The organism is Pseudomonas sp. R5-89-07, assembly GCF_003851685.1.
In the GTDB taxonomy this organism is placed as follows: Bacteria; Pseudomonadota; Gammaproteobacteria; order Pseudomonadales; family Pseudomonadaceae; genus Aquipseudomonas.
The window spans coordinates 718,326-738,885 of record NZ_CP027727.1 but is presented as its reverse complement, the minus strand read 5'-3'; the positions used below and the strand labels follow the sequence as shown (position 1 = coordinate 738,885).

General features: G+C 62.9%; 13 protein-coding genes. 7 read left to right on the top strand and 6 right to left on the bottom strand.

Annotation, left to right across the window (positions count from 1 at the left end):
- Nucleotides 1-60 precede the first annotated feature (60 nt).
- The gene (gene pbpC, locus C4J94_RS03165) at nucleotides 61-2,391 is read right to left on the bottom strand and encodes a peptidoglycan glycosyltransferase PbpC (protein WP_124384937.1); all 2,331 of its coding nucleotides are present in this window, start codon (nucleotides 2,389-2,391) and stop codon (nucleotides 61-63) included.
- Nucleotides 2,392-2,481: 90 nt separating this feature from the next.
- On the opposite strand from pbpC, the gene C4J94_RS03160 reads away from it, so the two are divergent.
- Entirely contained in the window at nucleotides 2,482-2,775 is a 294-nt protein-coding gene (locus C4J94_RS03160; protein ID WP_124384936.1) for a hypothetical protein, read from the top strand.
- Nucleotides 2,776-2,896: 121 nt separating this feature from the next.
- Here C4J94_RS03160 and C4J94_RS03155 read toward each other — a convergent pair whose 3' ends face one another.
- Nucleotides 2,897-7,795 (bottom strand): alpha-2-macroglobulin, encoded by a 4,899-nt coding sequence (locus tag C4J94_RS03155; protein ID WP_124384935.1) that lies wholly within the window; start codon nucleotides 7,793-7,795, stop codon nucleotides 2,897-2,899.
- A 289-nt stretch (nucleotides 7,796-8,084) separates the two neighbouring features.
- Between C4J94_RS03155 and C4J94_RS03150 the strand changes: the two genes are divergently transcribed.
- Entirely contained in the window at nucleotides 8,085-9,428 is a 1,344-nt protein-coding gene (locus C4J94_RS03150) for an MATE family efflux transporter (protein WP_124384934.1), read from the top strand.
- A 130-nt stretch (nucleotides 9,429-9,558) separates the two neighbouring features.
- Here the strand turns inward: C4J94_RS03150 and speA are convergent, their stop codons facing one another.
- From speA to C4J94_RS03130, 4 genes are all read right to left on the bottom strand, one after another.
- Entirely contained in the window at nucleotides 9,559-11,472 is a 1,914-nt protein-coding gene (speA, locus tag C4J94_RS03145; protein WP_124384933.1) for an arginine decarboxylase, read from the bottom strand.
- Between the two features lie 142 nt (nucleotides 11,473-11,614).
- Complete coding sequence (locus tag C4J94_RS03140; RefSeq protein ID WP_049710213.1) at nucleotides 11,615-11,986, bottom strand: translation initiation factor Sui1; 372 nt, start codon at nucleotides 11,984-11,986, stop codon at nucleotides 11,615-11,617.
- 182 nt (nucleotides 11,987-12,168) lie between these two features.
- Nucleotides 12,169-12,705 (bottom strand): NUDIX hydrolase, encoded by a 537-nt coding sequence (locus C4J94_RS03135; protein ID WP_124384932.1) that lies wholly within the window; start codon nucleotides 12,703-12,705, stop codon nucleotides 12,169-12,171.
- Nucleotides 12,706-12,707: 2 nt separating this feature from the next.
- A complete protein-coding gene (locus tag C4J94_RS03130) occupies nucleotides 12,708-13,775 on the bottom strand; it encodes a DUF2333 family protein (RefSeq protein WP_124384931.1) in 1,068 nt (355 codons plus the stop codon).
- A gap of 299 nt (nucleotides 13,776-14,074) precedes the next feature.
- Between C4J94_RS03130 and C4J94_RS03125 the strand changes: the two genes are divergently transcribed.
- The 5 genes from C4J94_RS03125 to accC all read left to right on the top strand — a co-directional run bounded on the left by C4J94_RS03125 (nucleotide 14,075) and on the right by accC (nucleotide 20,346).
- A complete protein-coding gene (locus C4J94_RS03125) occupies nucleotides 14,075-15,745 on the top strand; it encodes a PleD family two-component system response regulator (protein ID WP_124384930.1) in 1,671 nt (556 codons plus the stop codon).
- A gap of 53 nt (nucleotides 15,746-15,798) precedes the next feature.
- A complete protein-coding gene (locus tag C4J94_RS03120; protein ID WP_124384929.1) occupies nucleotides 15,799-17,760 on the top strand; it encodes a methyl-accepting chemotaxis protein in 1,962 nt (653 codons plus the stop codon).
- Nucleotides 17,761-18,028: 268 nt separating this feature from the next.
- Entirely contained in the window at nucleotides 18,029-18,484 is a 456-nt protein-coding gene (aroQ, locus tag C4J94_RS03115; protein ID WP_065951442.1) for a type II 3-dehydroquinate dehydratase, read from the top strand.
- A 24-nt stretch (nucleotides 18,485-18,508) separates the two neighbouring features.
- Nucleotides 18,509-18,967 (top strand): acetyl-CoA carboxylase biotin carboxyl carrier protein, encoded by a 459-nt coding sequence (gene accB, locus C4J94_RS03110; protein ID WP_057724122.1) that lies wholly within the window; start codon nucleotides 18,509-18,511, stop codon nucleotides 18,965-18,967.
- Between the two features lie 17 nt (nucleotides 18,968-18,984).
- Nucleotides 18,985-20,346 (top strand): acetyl-CoA carboxylase biotin carboxylase subunit, encoded by a 1,362-nt coding sequence (gene accC, locus C4J94_RS03105; protein ID WP_003188188.1) that lies wholly within the window; start codon nucleotides 18,985-18,987, stop codon nucleotides 20,344-20,346.
- The last annotated feature ends 214 nt before the right edge of the window (nucleotides 20,347-20,560 follow it).

The following is a 20,560-nucleotide window of genomic DNA, read 5'->3' as shown; positions in this document are numbered from 1 at the left end:
TCCCACATTTGATTTGTGAACACAATCCACTGTGGGAGGGGGCTTGCCCCCGATAAGGCCCTAATCGACAACACTGAACTCAAGCCTGGCCGTCTGCCCCGCCTCATCCAGCACACTCAGTTGATAGCGCCCCAATCGCTCGAAACTGGCGTTGATGAAATCCTGATTGGCACTGTCCCCCAGCGGCGCCCCATTGAGAAACCACCAGCGCCGCCCGCTGCCGCCCAGGGCGGAAATTTTCAAACGCAGGGCTTGTTGGCTGGCGGCGGGCAAGCGCAGTTGGTCGCCCTCACGCACGCCAACGATGGACAGCGGCGATGACGCGGCCAGTGCCGGCGGCGGGCACTGCGGGTCGGCTGCCGGAATGCGCGCTTCACGGCGCTCCACCCTGGGCAGCCACGGCTCCAGCGGCGCCGGCCACAGCGCAATATTTTTCGGTTCGGCGCCAGGGCAATGGGCATCGACCCGCAACCCCTTGGCGTTGATCCAGATACTTTCCATCAACCCCACGCTCAGCGGTTGATCCAACGCCTGCAAGGTCGGCGGCGTGGTGTTGTCCAGGGTCCAGGCAAAGCGCTGGCGACGACAGTTGGGATCGCTGCGGCTCATCGGCTGGCCCAGCGGCCAACAGATCGCCGCCACGCCCACGTTGGCCGGCACCGGCTTGACCGCTGCGCTGATGCCGCGCTGGCTGTCGCGGTTGGTCAGCACGTCATGCACCTGCAACATCAATGGCGCCGCCGACGCCAGGCCGAACTGCCCTGGCACCGGCGTGCCGTCCGGTCGGCCGATCCACACACCGATCAGATAGCGAGGGCCCACGCCAATCGCCCAGGCATCGCGAAAGCCATAGCTGGTGCCGGTCTTCCAGGCCAGCGTCGGACGTTGCACCAGTTCGGCCCGCGGGTCCCGGTCGGGGCGCGCCTGGCCGCTGAGGATACGCCGCACGATCCAGGCCGCCCCCGGCGACAGTAACGGCCGCTCCCTCAGCGCGTCATCCGGCTGCAAACGCAGAGTGGCGCTCTTGCCCTCGCGGGCGAACGCACTGTAGCCGCTCACCAGATCTTCCAGGCGGCTGCCCGCACCGCCCAGGATCAACGCCAGGTTCGGTTCGGCCAGCGCCGGCAACGCCAGCGGCATGCCGCCGATGCGCATCTGCGCGGCAAAGCGTTTCGGCCCGTAGGCTTCCAGCAATTGCACCGCCGGCAGGTTCAGCGAGCTGGAGAGTGCCGTGCTCGCCGGCACCGCGCCGGTAAAACCCATGGAAAAATTGCCCGGCCGGTAATCGCCATAGCGTCGCGGCACGTCCTGCAGCAGGGATTCTGAATGAATCAGGCCATCGTCCAGGGCCATGCCATACAGGAAGGGTTTCAAGGTGGACCCGGGCGAGCGCAGCGCGCTGATCATGTCCACATGCCCGTAACGCTTGGCATCGTTGATATCGACCGAGCCGAGGTAGGCGCGCACGGCCATGGTCTCTTCCTCGACCACCAGGATGGCGGCGGAAGTGTGCTCGGGCAAACGCGCGCGCCAACCCAGCAGCAGGTCTTCCAGACGGCGCTGCAACGTGGCATCCACCGTGGTGCGGATCAGCGGCGGGCTGTCTGGGCGGTTCAAGCGGCGCGCCAGCAACGGTGCCAGGCTCGGTTCCAGGCGCGGTGCCAGCAGCAGCGGTTCTTCCAGCGCCTCATCCACCGCCGCCTGCGGCCAGACCTGGAACTCGGCGAGGCGGCGCAGCACTTTGTCCCGGGCCTGCTGGGCGCGCTGCGGGTGACGATCCGGGCGCAAGCGGCTCGGCGCCTGGGGCAATACCGCGAGCAGGGCCGCTTCAGCGTGGGTCAATTGAGCCGGGGGTTTGCCCAGGTACGCCCAACTGGCTGCCGCCACGCCCTGCAATGTGCCGCCGAACGGCGCGCGGTTCAGGTACAGGTTGAGAATCTGCTCCTTGGACAGGTGCCACTCCAACTGCGCGGTACGCCACAACTGACGCAACTTGCCGAGGAAGGTACGCGAATGCGGATCGAGCAAGCGCGCCACTTGCATCGACAAGGTACTGCCGCCCGACACCACCCGTGCACCGGTCAGGTTCTGCCACGTCGCCCGCGCCAGGGCCAGCGGGTTGACGCCGGGGTGGCGGTAGAACCAGCGGTCCTCGTAGGTCAGCAGCGCGTCCAGGTAATACGGTGATACTTCGCTGGTTTGCACCGGGTAGCGCCATACGCCGTTGGCATCGGCAAAGCGCCATAACGGCGTGCCGTCCTCGGCTAACACCACCCGGGCCAGGTCGTCCTGGGGCAACGGCAAGGGCCAGATGCGGTCGGCCAGCCATAGCAGGGCAATGACCAACAGCAGGCTCAGCAGTGTCGAGCGGGCAACAAAACGCAAATTCAACCGGGCAAACCTCTATGCTTGTAGGGAACTCGCCTGTCGCAACAACGACCAAAGGCACAGTTACGCCCACCTTCTTATCAGGACACGCACATGCAGGTAGAAAGCTTTTTCGAGTGGCTGGGCCAGGCGCTCGGCTCCGTCATCCGCTTTATCGTCGACGGTCTGAGCGGCTTGTTCGGAGCCCTGACCCACGCCGGCGGCAACTTTATCGATGGCTTGTCGCGCACCCTGGGCATGGACACCTCGATCATCAGCATCATCACCCTGATCGTCGGGCTGATGCTGCTGTATTCGGCCGTGCGTGCGTTCATGCGGGCGTCGATCATCATGGGAATTATCTGGTTGCTCCTGGGATTGTGGCTGCTCAGTTGGGTTGTGCACTAGGCCCAAGAATGTCCCCAACCCCATGTGAGAGGGGGCTTGCTCCCGATAGCAGTGTGTCAGTCAATGCATCCGGCAACTGACCCACCGCCATCGGGGGCAAGCCCCCTCCCACATTGGTTTTTCAGCGGCCCTTGATCACCATGTCCGCCGGGGTTTCGCCCACCGCCTGCCAGTTCGGCCGGTACATCGACTCCACCTGCGGCGGCGGCACACGGTAGGTGCCCGGCGTTACAGCCCGCGCCAGATACAGCAAGTGCGTGGTGCCGCCGTAGCCTTCCAGGTTCATCGCCGCCACGTAGCGGTCATCACGAAACTCCTGATGCTTGAGCGAGGCATTCTGCATCGACTCGCGCCATTCCTTCACCTGGCTGCTGGCGTTCTCCAGACTGGCCGCGCTTTGCGCCAGGTTCTGGTTTTCCAGTTCCAGGCCGGCGGGCAGCAGGTCGACCACCAGGGCGTCCGGCACCCGTTGCTTGGCGCTGACCGCCAGGTGCACCAACACCAGGTCGCCGCTGTTGAGGCTGTGCAGATTCAACGGCTGGCCGTTCATGCCCAGGTACTCGCGACGGATGCTCAGGTTCTCGCCGCCCGCTGCCGGTGGCATCTGCGGGTAACCGGAGATGGTCAGTTGCTGGTACACAGGGGTGTCACCCTGGTTGCTCAGGCTCAAGTCGCTGGACAGCAGCTTGCCGTCCAGTTGCAGGGTAGATTGCTGGTTGTTCAGCTCGTGCACCCCGCCACTGCCGGTCAGCGACACCTGCCAGCTCGCCTCCGGCCGGGCAAGCCCAAGCCGACCGGCGAGGAACAGCGAATTACGCTCCTGGGTCGACAGGTACGGGCTGGCCGCCAACTGGTCCGCCAACGTGAACAAGCGCTCCTCGCGCTTACCCTTGGCCAGGTCGTTTTCTTCCAGCAGGGCCAGGATCATCGCCTGGTCGCGCAACGGGCTGCCGTAGTCGGCCAACCACTCCTTGGCGCTGCGCTGCGCCGCCAGGCCTGCAAGCAATGCCTGGTCCGCCCGCGGTTGGTCACCCATCTTCTGCAGGGCGATGGCCAGTTGCACCAACGGCAAGCCGGACCGCGCATCGCTGCGACGCTCGAAGATACTGCGCAAGGCCCCCAACGGCGCCTGCTGGCTGCGCGCCAGGACCATGCCGGCGTAGGCCTGCACGGCAAAGCGGGTGTGCTCGGCGTTGTCGCTGTAATCGACTTCGATCAGGTTGCGCTCCTGCACATAGCGCAGCAGGCGTTCACTGGCTTTCTTCAGTGCCTCGGCCGGTACGGCAAAGCCCTGGTCGCGGGCGCGCAGCAGGAAGTCAGTGACATAGGCGGTCAGCCAGTATTCTTCCTCGCCATCCGCGCCCCACAAACCGAAACTGCCGTTGTAGCGCTGCATGCCCAGCAGGCGTTCGATACCCAGCTCGATCTTGCGTTTACGCTCGGCATCTGGCTCGCCCTTGATGCTCAGGCGTTTAAGCAACGCGTCATCGGCATACAACGAGGGGTAAAGCCCGCTGGTGGTTTGCTCCAGGCAGCCATAGGGATAAGCCTTGAGCGCACTGATTTGCGCACCGAGGTTCAACGGTGGCCGGCTGGACAGGCTCAGCAACGCCTCGCGCCCTGAGCTGTCGAACTGATCCAGCGTGCCCGCAGGCAAGCTCCACGGCTGATCCTTGAGCACGGCGCGGTAGTGCTTGAGCAGCGCCGGGTACGCAGGGCGCACGCCCAGGGTCCATTCACGGCTGAACGGCGGCAGGTTTTCACCGGGCAGGTCCAGGCCGTTGACGGTCACCCTGACTTTGCCCTGCCCCAGGCCGCCCCAGGCTTTGACCGGGATGCGCAAGGTGGTGCGCTGGCCCTGTTTCAGTTCTACGGTCTGCGCGCCATTGGCGGCCAGTTCCAGTTGCCCTTCGGCAGCCAGTTGTACGTCGAGTTTCTGCGCCTTGCCCGACAAGTTGGACAGGTCCAGCGCGAGGGTGGTTTGGTCCCCCCCGGCCAGGAAGCGCGGCGCCGACAGCTCGGCAATCAGCGGTGCGGCGATGACCGTCTTGGCTTCGGCCATGCCATAGCGATCATCGCTCCAGGCCTGGGCCATCAGGCGCAGTTCACCGTTGAAGTCCGGAATATTGACGCTGACTTCGCCCTCGCCCTTTTCGTTGAGGGTCACCGGTGCGCTTTGCAGGGCGACGATGGTCACGCTGGTGTCCGGGCGCTTGCCGCCCTTGGCCAGCGCCGCATCGCCACCGAACGCCAGGCTGGCCAGACGGCCTTGCCCGGCTTCGATCAACTGGCCGTAGATGTCGAACTGGTCGACGCCATAGCCCTTGCGGCCGAACAGGCTGGAGTACGGGTCCGGCGTCGGGTATTCGGTGATATTGAGAATCCCCACGTCGACCGCAGCCACCAGCACATGCACTTGCTTGGGCACACTGCCGTCGGCATTTTTCGCCGCGATTTTCACCGTGAGCGGCTGTTTGGGGCGCATTTTTTCCGGCGCGGTCAGCGTGACGCCAAGCTTGCGCTGGGTCCGATCCAACGGCAGGTGCAGCAAGCCCACCGCACGTTTGGGAGTGATATTGGCTTTGCGCTCGCCGGGACGGATCACCAGCGCGCTCACGTACAGGTCATGCCGCGACCATTTCGGGTCGAGCTTCACCGCGAAGCGCTTGCCTTCGGCCGGCACGTCGATTTCCTGCCACCACAGCGGCCCCTCGGCGGACTCCACCAGCAGGTAGCCCTTACCGGCAGCCGGCGGTGTGACGGTGACGTTGGCGGTGTCGCCATCGCCATAGGCGGGTTTGTCCAGCGCCAGCTTGACCTGGTCGGGGCGCACGGCGCCGCCTTCGGTGTTGTCCTGGGCCTGGTAGCCGGCCCAGAAGCGCAGGCTGCTGATCAGGCCGGTTTGCGGGTCTTCGACCTCGACGCGGTAAGGGCCCCACTCCACCTGGAAGCTGACCTTGGCGGTGTCGCCGGCCTTGATGTTCAGGGTCTGTTCGTCGAGGTTGAGGAATTTCTCGTTGTAGTGATAGCTCCAGCCGTCACTGTCGGAGTAGTTCCAGTAGTAGTCACGGCGCTCGCGCACCAGGCGCACCTTGAGGTTTTGCGCGGCGAGTTTCTGCCCGTCCTGGTTGGCGACCAGCACTTCGAATTCCGCCGGGCCGTCGCCGTTGGTTTCAGTGCCGTCGAACAGTCCGCGCAGGCCTGGCAATTGCTCGGCCGGCCAGATCGGCTGCACCAGGCGCCGGGTGATCGGCCGCCCGCCCGACTCTTGCAGGCTGGCCTGCACGATCAGTTGCAGCGGCGAGCGGGCCTCGGCCCACTTGCTTTCCAGGGTCAGTTCTTCCTGGCCCTTGGCGTCGAGCGTGCTTTCGTCCAGTTCGAAATCCTGGCTCAGCTCTTCTTCGGTAACCGAGCCAAATTGGTAGCCCGGCAGGGCCTTGACCGCCTCGCGCAGCGGGCGCACATAGACCTGCCCGCTGACCCGATTGCCGGAGGCCGGCGCGCCGTACAGATAGCGGCCGTTGACCTGGATCACCGGATTGTCCGCCGGGCTCAGCGCGGTATCGCTGCCCTTGAGTTCCAGCGCCAGGCGCTCCGGCAGGAAGTCTTCGACGAGAAACTCATACAGCTGCGGCTTGCCGTCGCCCAGGTCGAATACCAGCTGCCAACGCCCGGTCGGTGCTTCGCCGGCCAGTTGCAGTGAATATTGATAGAGGCCGGAAGCGTCGGCGTCCCACACGAATTTGCGGCTGACCTGTTCATCGGGGCGGCGCACTTCGACGCTCACCGGTTGCGGCTTGACGGTGTTGCCGTCCTTGTCGCGCAACAGGGCGTTGAGCAGAACGGTTTCACCGGGGCGATACAAGTCGCGCGGGCCGAACACAAAGAACTGCAGCGGGTGGGACGGCTGGCCACCAATGTCGAACTCGGCCAGGTCCAGCGCGGCGCTGTCCAGACGCAACAGGCTGGTCTGCTCACCTTGTTTGGCCAGCAGCACTTGGGCTTTTTTCGGCAACGGCAACTCGGCGTGGCCACCGTCTTCGGTCTTGCCCTGACCGAGCACGCGGCCTTCGGCATCGAGAATTTCCAGCTCGACGCCATTCAACGCCTTGCCGCCTTCCAGCGCCTGGGTAAACACATCCAGGCGATTGGCGTAGCGGTGCACCGACAGGCCGATGTCACTCAAGGTGAACAAGGTGGCCGGTTGCGAGTAGTTGTAGGTACCCGAGGCACGCATCACCGCCAGGTACACACCGGGCTGCTGCAACTGCTTGAGGCCGGCGATCGGCAGCAACAGGGTTTCGCGGGTATTGCGCGCCGGGTTCAAGTCAAAGCGCCCGCCGTAGACCAGGTCGGCCATCGGCAGCAACTCGCGGGACTCGTAACTTTGCAGGCTGGTGTTGCGCCCCCATTGCGCCAGGAACGACGGCAGGGACTCGGCCTTGATACGGAAGAATTCGACGTCGATCTTGTCGACGTTCAGCGCGATCACCGGCAAGCCTTCGGCCAGGCGCGTGGGCAGCAACGTGCCGCGGCTGGCGAAGCCGACGGTGGCTTGCAGGTCACGGGTTTCCAGGCGGGCGATGTACTCGGCGGGCAGCAGGGCGTTATTCACCGCCTTGACGCCAGGGTCCACCGTGAGCACCAGCTTGCGCTGTGGCTCCAGGTGACGCAGACGCAATTCCATCAGGTTGTCCGAAAGCTCCCAGGCGCCATCGACCTTGCCCGACTTGCTGTCCACCAGATGGACCTTGTCGGCGAACTTCTGATCGGGATCCAGAGGAATGGAAAAACTCACCGACAAGGTGCTGGCCCCGTCCAACTGCACCTCGGACACGTCCACCACGCTCAACTCGCGCCCGGCGTAACGCTGCTTCAACGCCGCCACATCCACCGCCGCCTTGGCCGGCTTGGGTGCCACGCTCGCCGCCGGAGCGGAGGGTGCGGACGGTTTATCGGAAGAATCGCAGGCGCTCAGCAGGGCCAGCGCGCAGGCCAGGAACAATCCTTTGTTAAGCATGGGGCACTCGTCGTCAGAGGAAACCGGGGGTGAACTATATATCAGCGCAAGCCAAGCCGCTGTGGCGGCGATCACATTGACCGACAGAGGGTGAGCGGGCCTGAATCCAAGCCCCGATGCCACAGCCACCGGAGATCAAAATGTGGGAGGGGGCTTGCCCCCGATAGCAGTCTTCCAGTCAATGCATCCAGCAACTGACCCACCGCCATCGGGGGCAAGCCCCCTCCCACATTGGATCTGCGGCGCGGTGGGTGGCCGGTTACAATGCGCCACCCTCGAAGGAGCCCGCATGCCCACCTTACTCACCGACTGGCGCCACCGCCCCACCCATCGTCGCGTCTGGGCCCTGGCCGCGCCGATGATCTTGTCGAATATCTCCGTGCCGCTGGTAGCCCTGGTCGACAGCATGGTCATCGGCCACCTGCCCCACGCCCACCAACTGGGCGCCGTGGCCGTCGGCGCCAGCCTGTATACGTTCCTCGCCTGGGCCATGGGCTTTCTGCGCATGGGCTCCACCGGTTTTGCCGCCCAGGCCGCCGGGCGCAATGACGGCGCGGCCTTGCGCCAGATCCTGCTGCAGGGCCTGCTGCTGGCGCTGGGGCTGGCGATGCTGCTGGGTACCGTGGGTATTCCGCTCAGCCATCTGGCGCTGGCGTGGATGCAGCCTTCCGCCGAACTGAACCAACTGACCCGTGAATTCTTCCATACACGCCTGTTCGGCCTGCCTGCCGCACTTGCCAGTTATGCGCTGGTCGGGTGGTTTCTCGGGACCCAGAACGCCCGCGCGCCGCTGGCGATCCTGCTGACCACCAACCTGGTCAACATCGCGCTGAACCTGTGGTTCGTGCTCGGCCTGGACTGGGGCGTGGTCGGTTCGGCCCGAGCCTCGGTGATTGCCGAGTGGACCGGCGCCCTGCTCGGCCTGGCCCTCACGCAAAAAGCCCTGCGCGCCTACCCTGGGCATATCGCCTGGGCGGCGCTGAAGATGTGGCAAAGCTGGCGCCCGCTGTTGGCGGTGAACCGCGACATCTTTATTCGCAGCCTGGCACTGCAGTCGGTGTTTTTGATGATCACCGTGCAAGGTGCGCGGCTGGGGGATGCGACCGTGGCTGCCAATGCGCTGCTGCTCAACGGCCTGCTGCTGACCGCCCACGCGCTGGACGGCCTGGCCCATGCAGTCGAAGCCCTGTGCGGCCACGCCATCGGCGCGCGCGATCGCCAGGCGTTAAGACGCTCGTTAGTGGTTGCCTGTGGCTGGTCACTGATCGCAAGCGTTGGTTTCGCGTTGCTGTTCACCTTCGCCGGCCATTTGTTCATCGCGATGCAAACCGATATCCCGAGCGTGCGCGAAACCGCCGACCGCTACCTGCCCTACCTTGCGGTATTGCCGTTGATTGCGGTGTGGAGTTATTTGCTCGATGGGCTGTTTATCGGCGCAACGCGGGCGCGGGAGATGCGCAACGGGATGTTGCTGACGGTGCTGTTGGTACTGCCGGTGGCGTGGGCGCTGCAGGGGTTGGGCAACCACGGGTTGTGGATCACCTTCCTGTTGTTCATGGCAGTGCGCAGCCTGACGCTGTGGGCGATTGCCTGGCGCTTGAATCGGCAAGGGCTGTGGCTGGGCGGTAGCTGAAGAAACCCGATCCAAATGTGGGAGGGGGCTTGCCCCCGATAGCGGTATATCAGCAACAAATCTGTTGCCTGACACTCTGCTATCGGGGGCAAGCCCCCTCCCACATTTTTTAGAGCTGTATCAGTTGCTATTACGAGGACAGGTACGAAGAACGGGTCAGGCCCAGACGCAAGGCGTCGAGGAACTGGGTACGCTCGGACGCCGAGATCTTCGCGCTGGCGCACTTGTCGCGGTAGTGCGTCATCAACTCCTCCGGCGACAAGTGCACATAGCGCAGCATGTCTTCGATGGTGTCGTGGGTCTCGATACCGGCGCTGTACACTGAACCGTCTTCACGCTGGTAGATGTTCACCGAGTCGGTGTCACCGAACAGGTTGTGCATGTCACCGAGGATTTCCTGGTAAGCACCGACCAGGAAAATACCCAGCAGGTAGTCTTCACCCTCGTTCAAGCCATGTACCGGCAGGCTGGTCTCGATGCTCTGCTCGTCGACGTACTGCTTGATCTTGCCGTCGGAGTCGCAAGTCAGGTCTTGCAGCACGGCGCGGCGCAGCGGCTCTTCGTCGAGGCGATGCAGCGGCAGGATCGGCAGGACCTGGCCGATGGCCCAGGTATCCGGCAGGCTCTGGAACACCGAGAAGTTGCAGATGTACTTGTCGGCCAGCTTGTCGTTGAGTTCGTCCAGCACCTGGCGGTGCGAGCGCTGGCGGGCTTTCAACGAGTTGTGCAGGCGACGGCACACGGCGAAGTAGCACTGCTCGGCCAGGGCTTTCTCGGCCAGGGTCAGTTTGCCATCGGCGTACTGGGTGGCCACGTCGCTCATGTAGTGAGTGGCGCGCCAGTAGGTTTCGGTGACCATCTCGATATCGGTCGGGCCGAGCAGGTCCACCAGCCATTGCACGGTTTCCGGCAGGCTTTCCTTGTTTTCGATGGTCGGGATTTCGTCGTTGTGTTTCTCGACGTCGGTCACCTGCACCACCAGCATGGCGTGGTGGGCGGTCAGCGAGCGGCCGCTTTCGGAGAAGATGTGCGGGTGTGGCAGGCTCTGCGCGTCGCAGAATTCCTTGAGCATGCCCACCACCACGCCAGCGTAGTCGTCCATGTCGTAGTTGATCGAGCTGGCGTTACGCGAGTGGGTACCGTCGTAGTCCACGCCCAGGCCGCCGCCCACGTCGATGTGGTCCACCGGCAGGCCGAGGTTGCGCAGCTCGCCGTAGTAACGAATGGCTTCCTTGAACCCGTGCTGGTAGTCGGCCAGGTTGGCGATCTGCGAGCCCATGTGGAAGTGCAGCAGGCGGATGCCCTGGTCCAGGCCGGCCGCGCGGAAACGCTCGACCACCGACAACAGCTGCGCCGCCGACAACCCGAACTTGGACTTCTCACCGCCGGTGTCCGCCCATTTGCTCGAAGCCAGCGACGACAAGCGCACACGCAAGCCCACCTGCGGCTTGACCTTGAGGCTGGCGGCTTCTTCGATCACCAGCCCCACTTCGGATTCTTTCTCGATCACGATAAACACGTTGTGGCCGAGCTTCTGGCCCATCAGCGCCAGGCGGATGAACTCACGGTCCTTGTAACCGTTGCAGACGATGGTGCCGCCTTTTGGCGCCAGGGCCAGCACAGCCAGCAGCTCGGGCTTGGAGCCGGCTTCCAGGCCGATGGAGACGTTCTGGGTAGCAATGATGTTTTCGATCACCGCTTCCTGCTGGTTCACCTTGATCGGGTACAGCGCGGTGTACTTGCTCTGGTATTCCAGGCGTTCGATGTTCGAATCGAAAGCGCCGGTCAGCTGGCGTACACGGTCTTGCAGGATATCGGGGAAGCGCACCAGCAAGGGCAACGACAGGCCGCTTTTGCGCAGCTCGTCAACTTGCTCGTACAGGTCGACGGGCGTGCTGTTCGGACCGTTCGGACGGACTTCTACGCGACCGGCTTCATTGATCGCGAAATAACCGGCCCCCCAATGGCGAATCCCGTAAACACTGCGGCTGTCCGCAACTGTCCATTGGCTGCCATCGTCTTTGCGTGTGCGTCGTACGGACATCGAAGTCCCCTATATATGAAGGCGAAGGCGCCACCTCAAGCGGAGGCTGGCGCAGTCTAAAGAATGAAAATGACGATTTGCCTGTAAGGGAGGTAGACCTCGCCAGCAGGACAGAGTTTAGACACAGGTTGGGAAGAGGCTTTCAGCCGCCGGACTTCTTGGCCTTGTAACCGAGCTTGATCAGCTCGGCCAACAGCAGTTCGACATGCTCGCCCTGGATCTCGATGACCCCGTCTTTCAACGCGCCACCGGTGCCGCAACGCTTTTTCAGCGTGGTGGCAAGCTCCTTGAGCGCATCTTCGGCCAGCGGCACGCCGGTGATGGTGGTCACCGTCTTGCCGCCACGGCCTTTGCTCTCGCGGCGCACGCGGGCAATGCCGTCGCCTTCGGGGATCAGGGTCTGTTTGCAGGTGCACGCGTCCACGGGCTGACGACAGTCCGGGCAGTGTCGACCTGCGTCGGTGGAAAATACCAGGCCACCAAGGGCGGCGAAGGATGCGGCTTTTTTGGCCACCGGCAATCCTCTTGGGAGGATGAAGACAGATCGGCGCCGCACAGGGCGGTGACCGACCGCGAAGCCCCACTCAGGCAGGGGCAGCGCTACCGAACCGCTCATGTGGTTCGGGTGAAAAGGCGCGCAGTGTAACGGCAAAAAGCGCCGTTGCTAAGAGCCAAATGGCGTCAATTTATGCAACTTTAACGACGCGAGGCGAGATAGCGCCGCAAGCCTTCCTGGGCGTCCGGGCAATAGGGCTTTTGCCCAGCCTGCGCGAGAATCGCTTCGATGGGCATGAAGCGCGCTTCCATCACCTCTTCAGGCTGCAGACACAGGGGTCCATCCCACACCGCCGAGTAGGATTTGCACCAGAGTCGGCTGTCCCCGTCTTCGAAGTAAAAGTGGTCGTGCTCGGTCAGTTCCACCCCGCTCACCCCCAGCTCTTCTTCCAGTTCGCGGGCCGCCGAAACCGCATAACTCTCGCCCGCCGCCACCATGCCGCCGGCCGCCGTGTCCCAGAACCCCGGGTACAGGGCTTTGCTCAGGGTGCGCCGATGCACGCACAACTCACCCTTGGTGTTGAACAGGAATATGAAGGTGCAGCGGCCGATCAGGCCGCGCTGGCGAAGGTCGGACCTGATCAGGTGGCCGAGCAGGTTGTCCTGCTCGTCGACCCAGCAGATCAGTTCAGCATCGGAGGCCGCGCGGTGAGCGGCCTCCCGTTGAGTAGCGTCCATCATCAACCCTGGTTGAGGAGCTGACGCAAGTCGATCACTGCAGCGTTGGCCCGGGAAATGTAGTTGGCCATCACCAGCGAATGGTTCGCCAGTACACCGAAGCCACTGCCATTGAGAATCATAGGACTCCAAACCGGTTCCTGCGAGGCCTCCAGCTCACGAATGATCTGGCGCACGCTGACGGTGGCGTTCTTCTTGGCCAGCACGTCGGCGAAATCGACCTCGATGGCGCGCAGCAGATGGGACAAGGCCCAGGCCTGGCCGCGGGCTTCGTAGAACACGTTGTCGATCTGCATCCACGGGGTTTCCACCACTTCTTCATCGACCTGCGGCACTTCACCCGGCGCCAGCGCTTCGGTTTTCAACGCGGTGTTCAGCTTGACCCGGCCCACGCTGGCCGACAGGCGTTGCGACAGCGAACCCAGACGGGTGGCGACGTCGCCCAGCCAGTTGTTCAGGTTGTCGGCGCGGGCATAAAACAGCGCTCCCTTCTGGTTAGGGTCGGACAGGCGTGCTTCGTAGCGGCTCAGGGAATTGATGCCTTCCTGATACTCCGACTCACTGGACGGCAGCACCCAGCTCCGGTTGTCGAAGTTGAAACGCGGCTCGGCCTTGGCCAGGTCAGCGTCTTCAGCCGACTGCGACTGGGAGCGGGCGAAGTCTTTACGCAGGGCGCGGGTCAGGTCACGCACCTGCACCAGCACGCCGTACTCCCAGCTCGGCATGTTGTCCATCCACAGGCCTGGCGGGAAACAGTCGTTGGAAATGTAGCCACCGGGCTTGTTCAGCAAGGTGCCAACCACGGTCTTGACGGTTTCGACGGTGGTGTAGCCGATCACCATTTGCTTGCCTTCCTTCTCGGCGGCAAGCTGGGCGTTTTGCTGGACCGGGAACAGCGCCGGCTCCTGGCTCCAGTACCAACCCAGGCCACCGGTGACCAGCAGGTACAAGCAGATCACGCTGAGCAAGGCTCGGCTCATCAGCAGGTTGCGCAGGTAGCTGCGGTTGGCCGACTTAGGCTCAGGGGCGGGGCCTTTGGCACTGCCTTCGCGGTTTTTCCAGTCCAGCATGGCGATATCCTTTCAATCACTTGAGTTCATGCACATCAATTGTCCGGGTGCGGTCAAACACTCCGACCACAACCCTACCCCATCGTGCCCGTCGCTGCGGGCTTTTAAACCAAATTGGCGCATACCAAAGGTTGGACTATAAAGGATGCACGCGTTTTACACAGCGCGACCATGAGGTCAGAAAATGAATGACACAGACACGTACTTAATTGACGTATGACACTCATGCAACAGAAAAAGAGGTGCTAGCATAAGGCCACCAGCCAACCTCAGCACGCACCCCTCACAGTAGTCAAGATATGACCGAGCCAGAAGACCCCAGCCGCGAGCGTCTCAAGCAGCACTTTGCCCAGCGGGTAATTCATCAGGCACGTCAAATTCTTGAGATCTGGCAGCGCCTGCAGCGTAGCGAATGGTCGAACGCCGACTTCTCCGAACTCAGTGAAGCCAATCTGCGCCTGCTGCGCTTTGCCGAGCGTTTTGAACAGCCCGAACACAGCCAACTGGCCCGGCACATTGGCGACTCCCTCAAGGCAGTGGACGAAAACCGTGGCCGCCTGAGCAGTCAACTGATCAGCGAGCTCAACCGCTTGATGCAGCGCCTGTCGCGCACGGGGCTGCGCCAGGGCGACCAGCTTGAGCAAACCCTGCTGCCGCCAATGCGCAAGCCGATCTACGTGATGTTGGCCGACCACGACCGCGCCGAGCGCCTGGCCAAGCAGTTGGAGTTCTTTGGCCTGAGCGCCCAGTCCCTGGACAGCGTGGCGGCCTTTCGCGCCTCCATGGCCGAACGCCTGCCGTCGGCCATCGTGATGGACGTGGATTTCTGCGGCACCGGGCAGGGGTTGAAACTCGCCGCCGAAGCCCAGCAGGGCCTGGAGCAAAAGCTGCCGCTGCTGTTTTTCAGCCTGCATGAAACCGACACCCCGACCCGCCTGGCCGCCGTGCGCGCTGGCGGCGAAGAATTCCTGACCGGCACGCTGGAAGCCTCAAGCCTCTTGGAAAAGATCGAAGTGCTGACCTGCGTCGCTCAATATGAGCCGTATAAAGTACTGATCATTGACGATTCCCGTGCCCAGGCGTTGCACACCGAGCGCCTGCTCAACAGCGCAGGCATTGTCACCCGCACGTTGATCGAGCCGATCCAGGCCATGGCCGAGCTGGCGGACTTCCAGCCCGACCTGATCATCCTCGACATGTACATGCCCGCCTGTACCGGAACCGAGCTGGCCAAGGTGATCCGCCACAATGATCGCTATGTCAGCGTGCCGATCATCTACCTGTCGGCCGAAGACGACCTGGACAAACAGCTGGATGCGATGAGCGAAGGCGGTGACGACTTCCTGACCAAGCCGATCAAGCCGCGCCATCTGATCACCACCGTGCGCAACCGCGCCGCGCGTGCGCGCAACTTGAAGGCGCGCATGGTGCGCGACAGCCTGACCGGGCTGTACAACCACACGCACATTTTGCAATTGCTCGAAGACTGCAGCTTCCGCGCCCGTCGCGAAAACAAGCCGCTGAGCTTTGCCATGCTCGATATCGACCACTTCAAGCGGGTCAATGACAGCCACGGGCATCCCATGGGCGACCGCGTGATCAAAAGCCTGGCGTTGTTTCTCAAGCAGCGCTTGCGCAAGACCGACTACATCGGCCGCTATGGCGGCGAAGAGTTCGCCATCGTGATGCCCGACACCGACCTCGAATCGGCCTGCAAAGTACTGGACGACATTCGTGGGCGCTTTGCGGAAATTCACTACCCGGCTCAGCCGCAGGATTTATGGTGCACCTTCAGCGCCGGGCTGGTGGAGCTGTGCGACGGCTCCGACAGCCTGATGATGGCCGCCCAGGCCGACGAGGCGCTGTACCGTGCCAAGGATGCCGGACGTAACCGCGTGCAAGCCGCGCGCACATCAAAGCAAAGTGCCATCTTTTCACCAGAATCCACTGAATCGGTCATAACTTTGTAACGCAAGCGCAATAAATTCAGGCACTTATCTCTTGCTGTCGGTTGAACCCACGCATGCGCCTGAAGCTGCTGACCAATTTCAATACCCTTCTACTGGTGGCCGTGTGCCTGGCCCTCGGGGCGACGCTGTGGTGGTCGCAACGGGCGCTGGAGCGCCCGTACCTGTTGATGGAACGCTATCTGGGGCTGTCCCAGGCCTTCGAAAACCAGGCTGCACGCAATATCGACGACTACCTGGCCAGCGGCGATGCCCTGCGCTTGAGCAGCGCCGGCCAGAGCCTGGAAAGCCTGTTGCAGCAGCTCGACGCCTTGCCACCCGAGCTGGCGCAGAACCTGCGCCCCAGCCTTGCGGACCTGGATGCCTTCAGCAAAACCGAGCTGCTCGCCGCCGGCAAACTGGCCGGCGACCCGCAAGCCCTGTTACTGCAAGCCGAACGCGAACTGGGGGCGAACCTGGAGCAACTGAGCCAGTACGCCGGCGCCGTCGATTCGGCGGACGCGGCGCGCTATCTGCCGCCACTGCTGGCCGCCGCGCAACACCTGGGCAAGCTGTCCCTGGCCCGGGACAAACTGGTCAGCAGCGGACGCGCCGAGCTGGCCGATGAGGTCGAACGTGAAATCGCCAGCATCCGTAGCCAGGCCGACCGGTTGGCGCAGCTGCCTTTGTTGGGGGTCAAAGCCAGCGCCGAATCCAGCACCGACGATTTTTCCGCCTTGATGGGCCTGGAAAACGGTGAAAAAACCGAAGCCCAGGACACCGGCGTCGACCTCAAGCGTGAACTCAACAGCCTGCTGACCCGCTACCCCGCTGAGCTCAAGCGCACCCGCGAACAGATCCAGCAACGCGCCGACCTTGCCGCCGCCACCCACATCAAGATCGCCCAGGTGAGGCAAGCCATCGCCGGCCTGGAGCCGGTGGTGCGCGCGCAACACGCCAGGATCCAGGGCGAAGTGCGCCTGATGCAAGGGCTGATGATTGGCCTGATCCTGCTGATTGCCCTATTGATCGATACCCTGCAGCGCCGCCTGGCGCGGGTGCTGACCAACCTCGCGCCGGCGCTGTCCACCTGGGCAGAAGGCAACTTCAGCCAGCCAATCACCTTGGGCAAGACCAACCGCGAACTGCACGATATCGAAGCCTCGCTCAACCGCCTGCGCGCCTACCTGGTGGACCTTGTCGGCACGATCCGCGGCAATGCCGAAGCCGTCGCTGGCAGCAGCCGCGCCCTCGCCGAACTGAGCAGCGGCTTGCACGACGGCGCCGAACGTCAGGCCGGGGACACCGCGCAGATCCGTGATTCCCTGGGCGAACTGGAGGCGACCATTCAGCAAGTGGCGGGCGATGCCAGCCAGGCCGCAGGCGCCAGTCGCAGCGCGGGCGTAGCCGTAGAACAAGGCCAGCGCGTCATTGGCCTGAGCTTGACCGGCCTGCATGCCCTGGTAGGTGAAGTGCAGCAAAATGCGCAGATGATCGAGAAACTTGCCGAAGAGTCCGCCACCATCGGCGGCGTACTCACGGTGATCCGCTCGATCGCCGACCAGACCAACCTACTGGCGCTCAACGCTGCCATCGAGGCGGCCCGCGCCGGTGAAGCCGGACGCGGTTTTGCCGTGGTCGCCGACGAAGTGCGCTCCCTGGCCCAACGCACCGCGGGCGCCACCGCCGAAATCCAGGGCCTGATCGCCGGCCTGCAAACCGCCGCCCACCAATCGGTGCACGGCATGCGCGCACAGGTCGAACACGCCGAAGCCACCGCCGCACAAGCGCAAGCTGCCGATGGCGCGCTGGATGAAATCGTCGGGGCGATCCAGACCATCTCCGAAACCGCCGTACGCATCGCGGATGTGACTGCCCAGCAAAGCGGGGCGGTGAGCGAGATCCGCGACAACAGCGAGCGGATTCACCAGTTGGGCGAGGACAACCTGCTGCGTATCGGCCAAGGCCGCCGCCAGGGCGAACACCTGCTGGTGCTGGGCGGGCAGCTCGATACGGCGGTGCAGGCCTTCCGCGTCTGATCTTCCATCCAGTGAAGATCAAAATGTGGGAGGGGGCTTGCCCCCGATTGCAGTGTGTCAGTCCCAGCATTTGTAACTGATGCACCGCTATCGGGGGCAAGCCCCCTCCCACACTTGATCTCCATGACCAGATCCAAGGCCACAGTCACAAATTTTTCGCTATCCTCGTTAATCGTGTTGGCTACTGCATAGAACTGGACAGTCACAAAGGCTTTGCGGCATAGTCGCCGGGTTCTGGCGTACCCCACCCAATAACAAGGAACAGCCGATGGCGACCTTACTGGTTCTTCACGGACCCAACCTGAACCTGCTCGGCACCCGTGAACCGGGCGTCTACGGGGCAGTGACCCTGGACCAGATCAACCTCGATCTGGAACAGCGGGCCCGTGTTGCCGGCCACCATTTGCTCTACCTGCAAAGCAATGCCGAGTATGAGTTGATTGATCGCATCCATGCCGCGCGTGGCGAAGGTGTGGACTTTATTCTGATCAATCCCGCCGCTTTCACGCACACAAGCGTTGCATTACGTGACGCGCTGCTGGCGGTGAGCATCCCATTCATCGAAGTGCATTTATCGAACGTGCACAAACGCGAAGCTTTCCGCCATCACTCTTACTTCTCCGACGTAGCGGTAGGAGTGATCTGCGGCCTTGGCGCCAGCGGTTACCGACTGGCCCTGGAGGCCGCCCTGGAACACGTTGAAGAACAGGCTAAACGCCCCTGACCGACCCTTGGGAGTTGATGATTCATGGATATCCGTAAAGTTAAGAAACTGATCGAACTGCTGGAAGAATCCGGTATCGACGAGCTGGAAATCAAGGAAGGCGAAGAGTCCGTACGGATCAGCCGCCACAGCAAGACCCCGGCTCAACAGTTCTATGCGCCACAGATGCAAGCACCGGCTCCAGCCGCTGCTGCCCCTGCCGCCGCTCCAGCGGCCGCGCCTGCCGCACCGGCAGCCCCTGCGCTGAACGGTTTCGTGGTCAAGTCGCCAATGGTGGGTACTTTCTACCGCACCCCGGCACCGACCTCGCCAGCCTTCGTTGAAGTGGGCAAGACCGTGAAAGTGGGCGACACCATCTGCATCGTTGAGGCGATGAAGATGATGAACCACATCACCGCTGAAAAAGCCGGCGTCATCGAATCCATCCTGGTAGAAAACGGTCAGCCGGTTGAGTACGACCAGCCGCTGTTCACCATCGTTTGAACCGCGGAGCGCCTTCGATGTTGAAACCTGCGAAGAAACTGCAAAAAGTCCTGATCGCCAACCGCGGCGAGATCGCGCTGCGTATCCTGCGCGCCTGTAAGGAAGAGGGCATCAAGACCGTCGCTGTTTACTCGACGGCCGATACCGAATTGATGCACGTGAAACTGGCGGACGAAAGCATCTGCATCGGCCCGCCACTGGCCACGAACTCGTACCTGAAAGTCTCGAACATCATCGCTGCGGCCGAAGTGACCGGCGCTGATGGCATTCACCCAGGCTACGGCTTCCTTGCGGAAAACGCCGATTTCGCCGAACAGGTGGAAAAATCCGGGTTTGCCTTCATCGGCCCGAAAGCCGAAACCATTCGCCTGATGGGCGACAAGGTATCGGCCAAGGACGCCATGATCGCGGCCGGCGTGCCAACCGTTCCTGGCTCCGACGGCCCGTTGCCTGAAGACGAGGAAACCGCTCTGCGCATTGGTCGCGAAGTCGGCTACCCGGTGATCATCAAGGCCGCCGGTGGTGGTGGTGGTCGCGGCATGCGCGTGGTGCACAAGGAAGAAGACCTGATCGAAGCCGCCAAGCAGACCCGCTCCGAAGCGGGCGCCTGGTTCGGCAACCCGATGGTCTACCTGGAAAAGTACCTGACCAACCCACGTCACGTGGAAGTGCAGGTACTGTCCGACGGCCAGGGCCACGCCATCCATCTGGGCGACCGCGATTGCTCCCTGCAGCGTCGTCATCAGAAGGTGTTGGAAGAAGCACCGGCACCCGGCCTGGACGAAAAAGCGCGCCAGGAAGTCCTGGCACGCTGCGTCAAGGCGTGCATCGACATCAACTACCGTGGCGCCGGTACCTTTGAGTTCCTCTACGAGAACGGCCGTTTCTACTTCATCGAGATGAACACTCGCGTGCAGGTAGAACACCCGGTTTCGGAGATGGTCACCGGTATCGATATCGTTAAGGAGATGCTCAGCATCGCCGCTGGCAACGTGCTGTCCTTCACCCAGGACGACGTGAAGATGCACGGCCACTCCCTGGAGTGCCGGATCAACGCCGAAGACCCGAAAACCTTTATCCCAAGCCCTGGCCTGGTCAAGCATTTCCACGCGCCCGGCGGCAACGGCGTACGTGTGGATTCGCACCTGTACAGCGGCTACAAGGTTCCGTCCAACTACGACTCGCTGATCGGCAAGCTGATCACCTGGGGCGCGACCCGCGACGAGGCCATGGCCCGTATGCGCAACGCCCTGGACGAAATCGTGGTCGACGGCATCAAGACCAACATCCCGCTGCACCGGGACCTGGTTCGTGATGAAGGCTTCTGCGAGGGTGGTGTGAACATTCACTACCTGGAACACAAGCTGGCCAACCAGTAAGTGCTCCACCCAACAAGGCCGCCTTCGGGCGGCTTTGTTGTTTCTGGAACCGCGATGTCCAAGATGTACACCGTTCAAATGTAGGAGGGGGCTTGCCCCCGATGGCGGTGGATCAGTTACAGATACTGAGACTGACGCACTGCAATCGGGGGCAAGCCCCCTCCCACATTTGGTCCGCATTCATTCAGTAATGTCGTCTTCTGCTGTTCGCTCG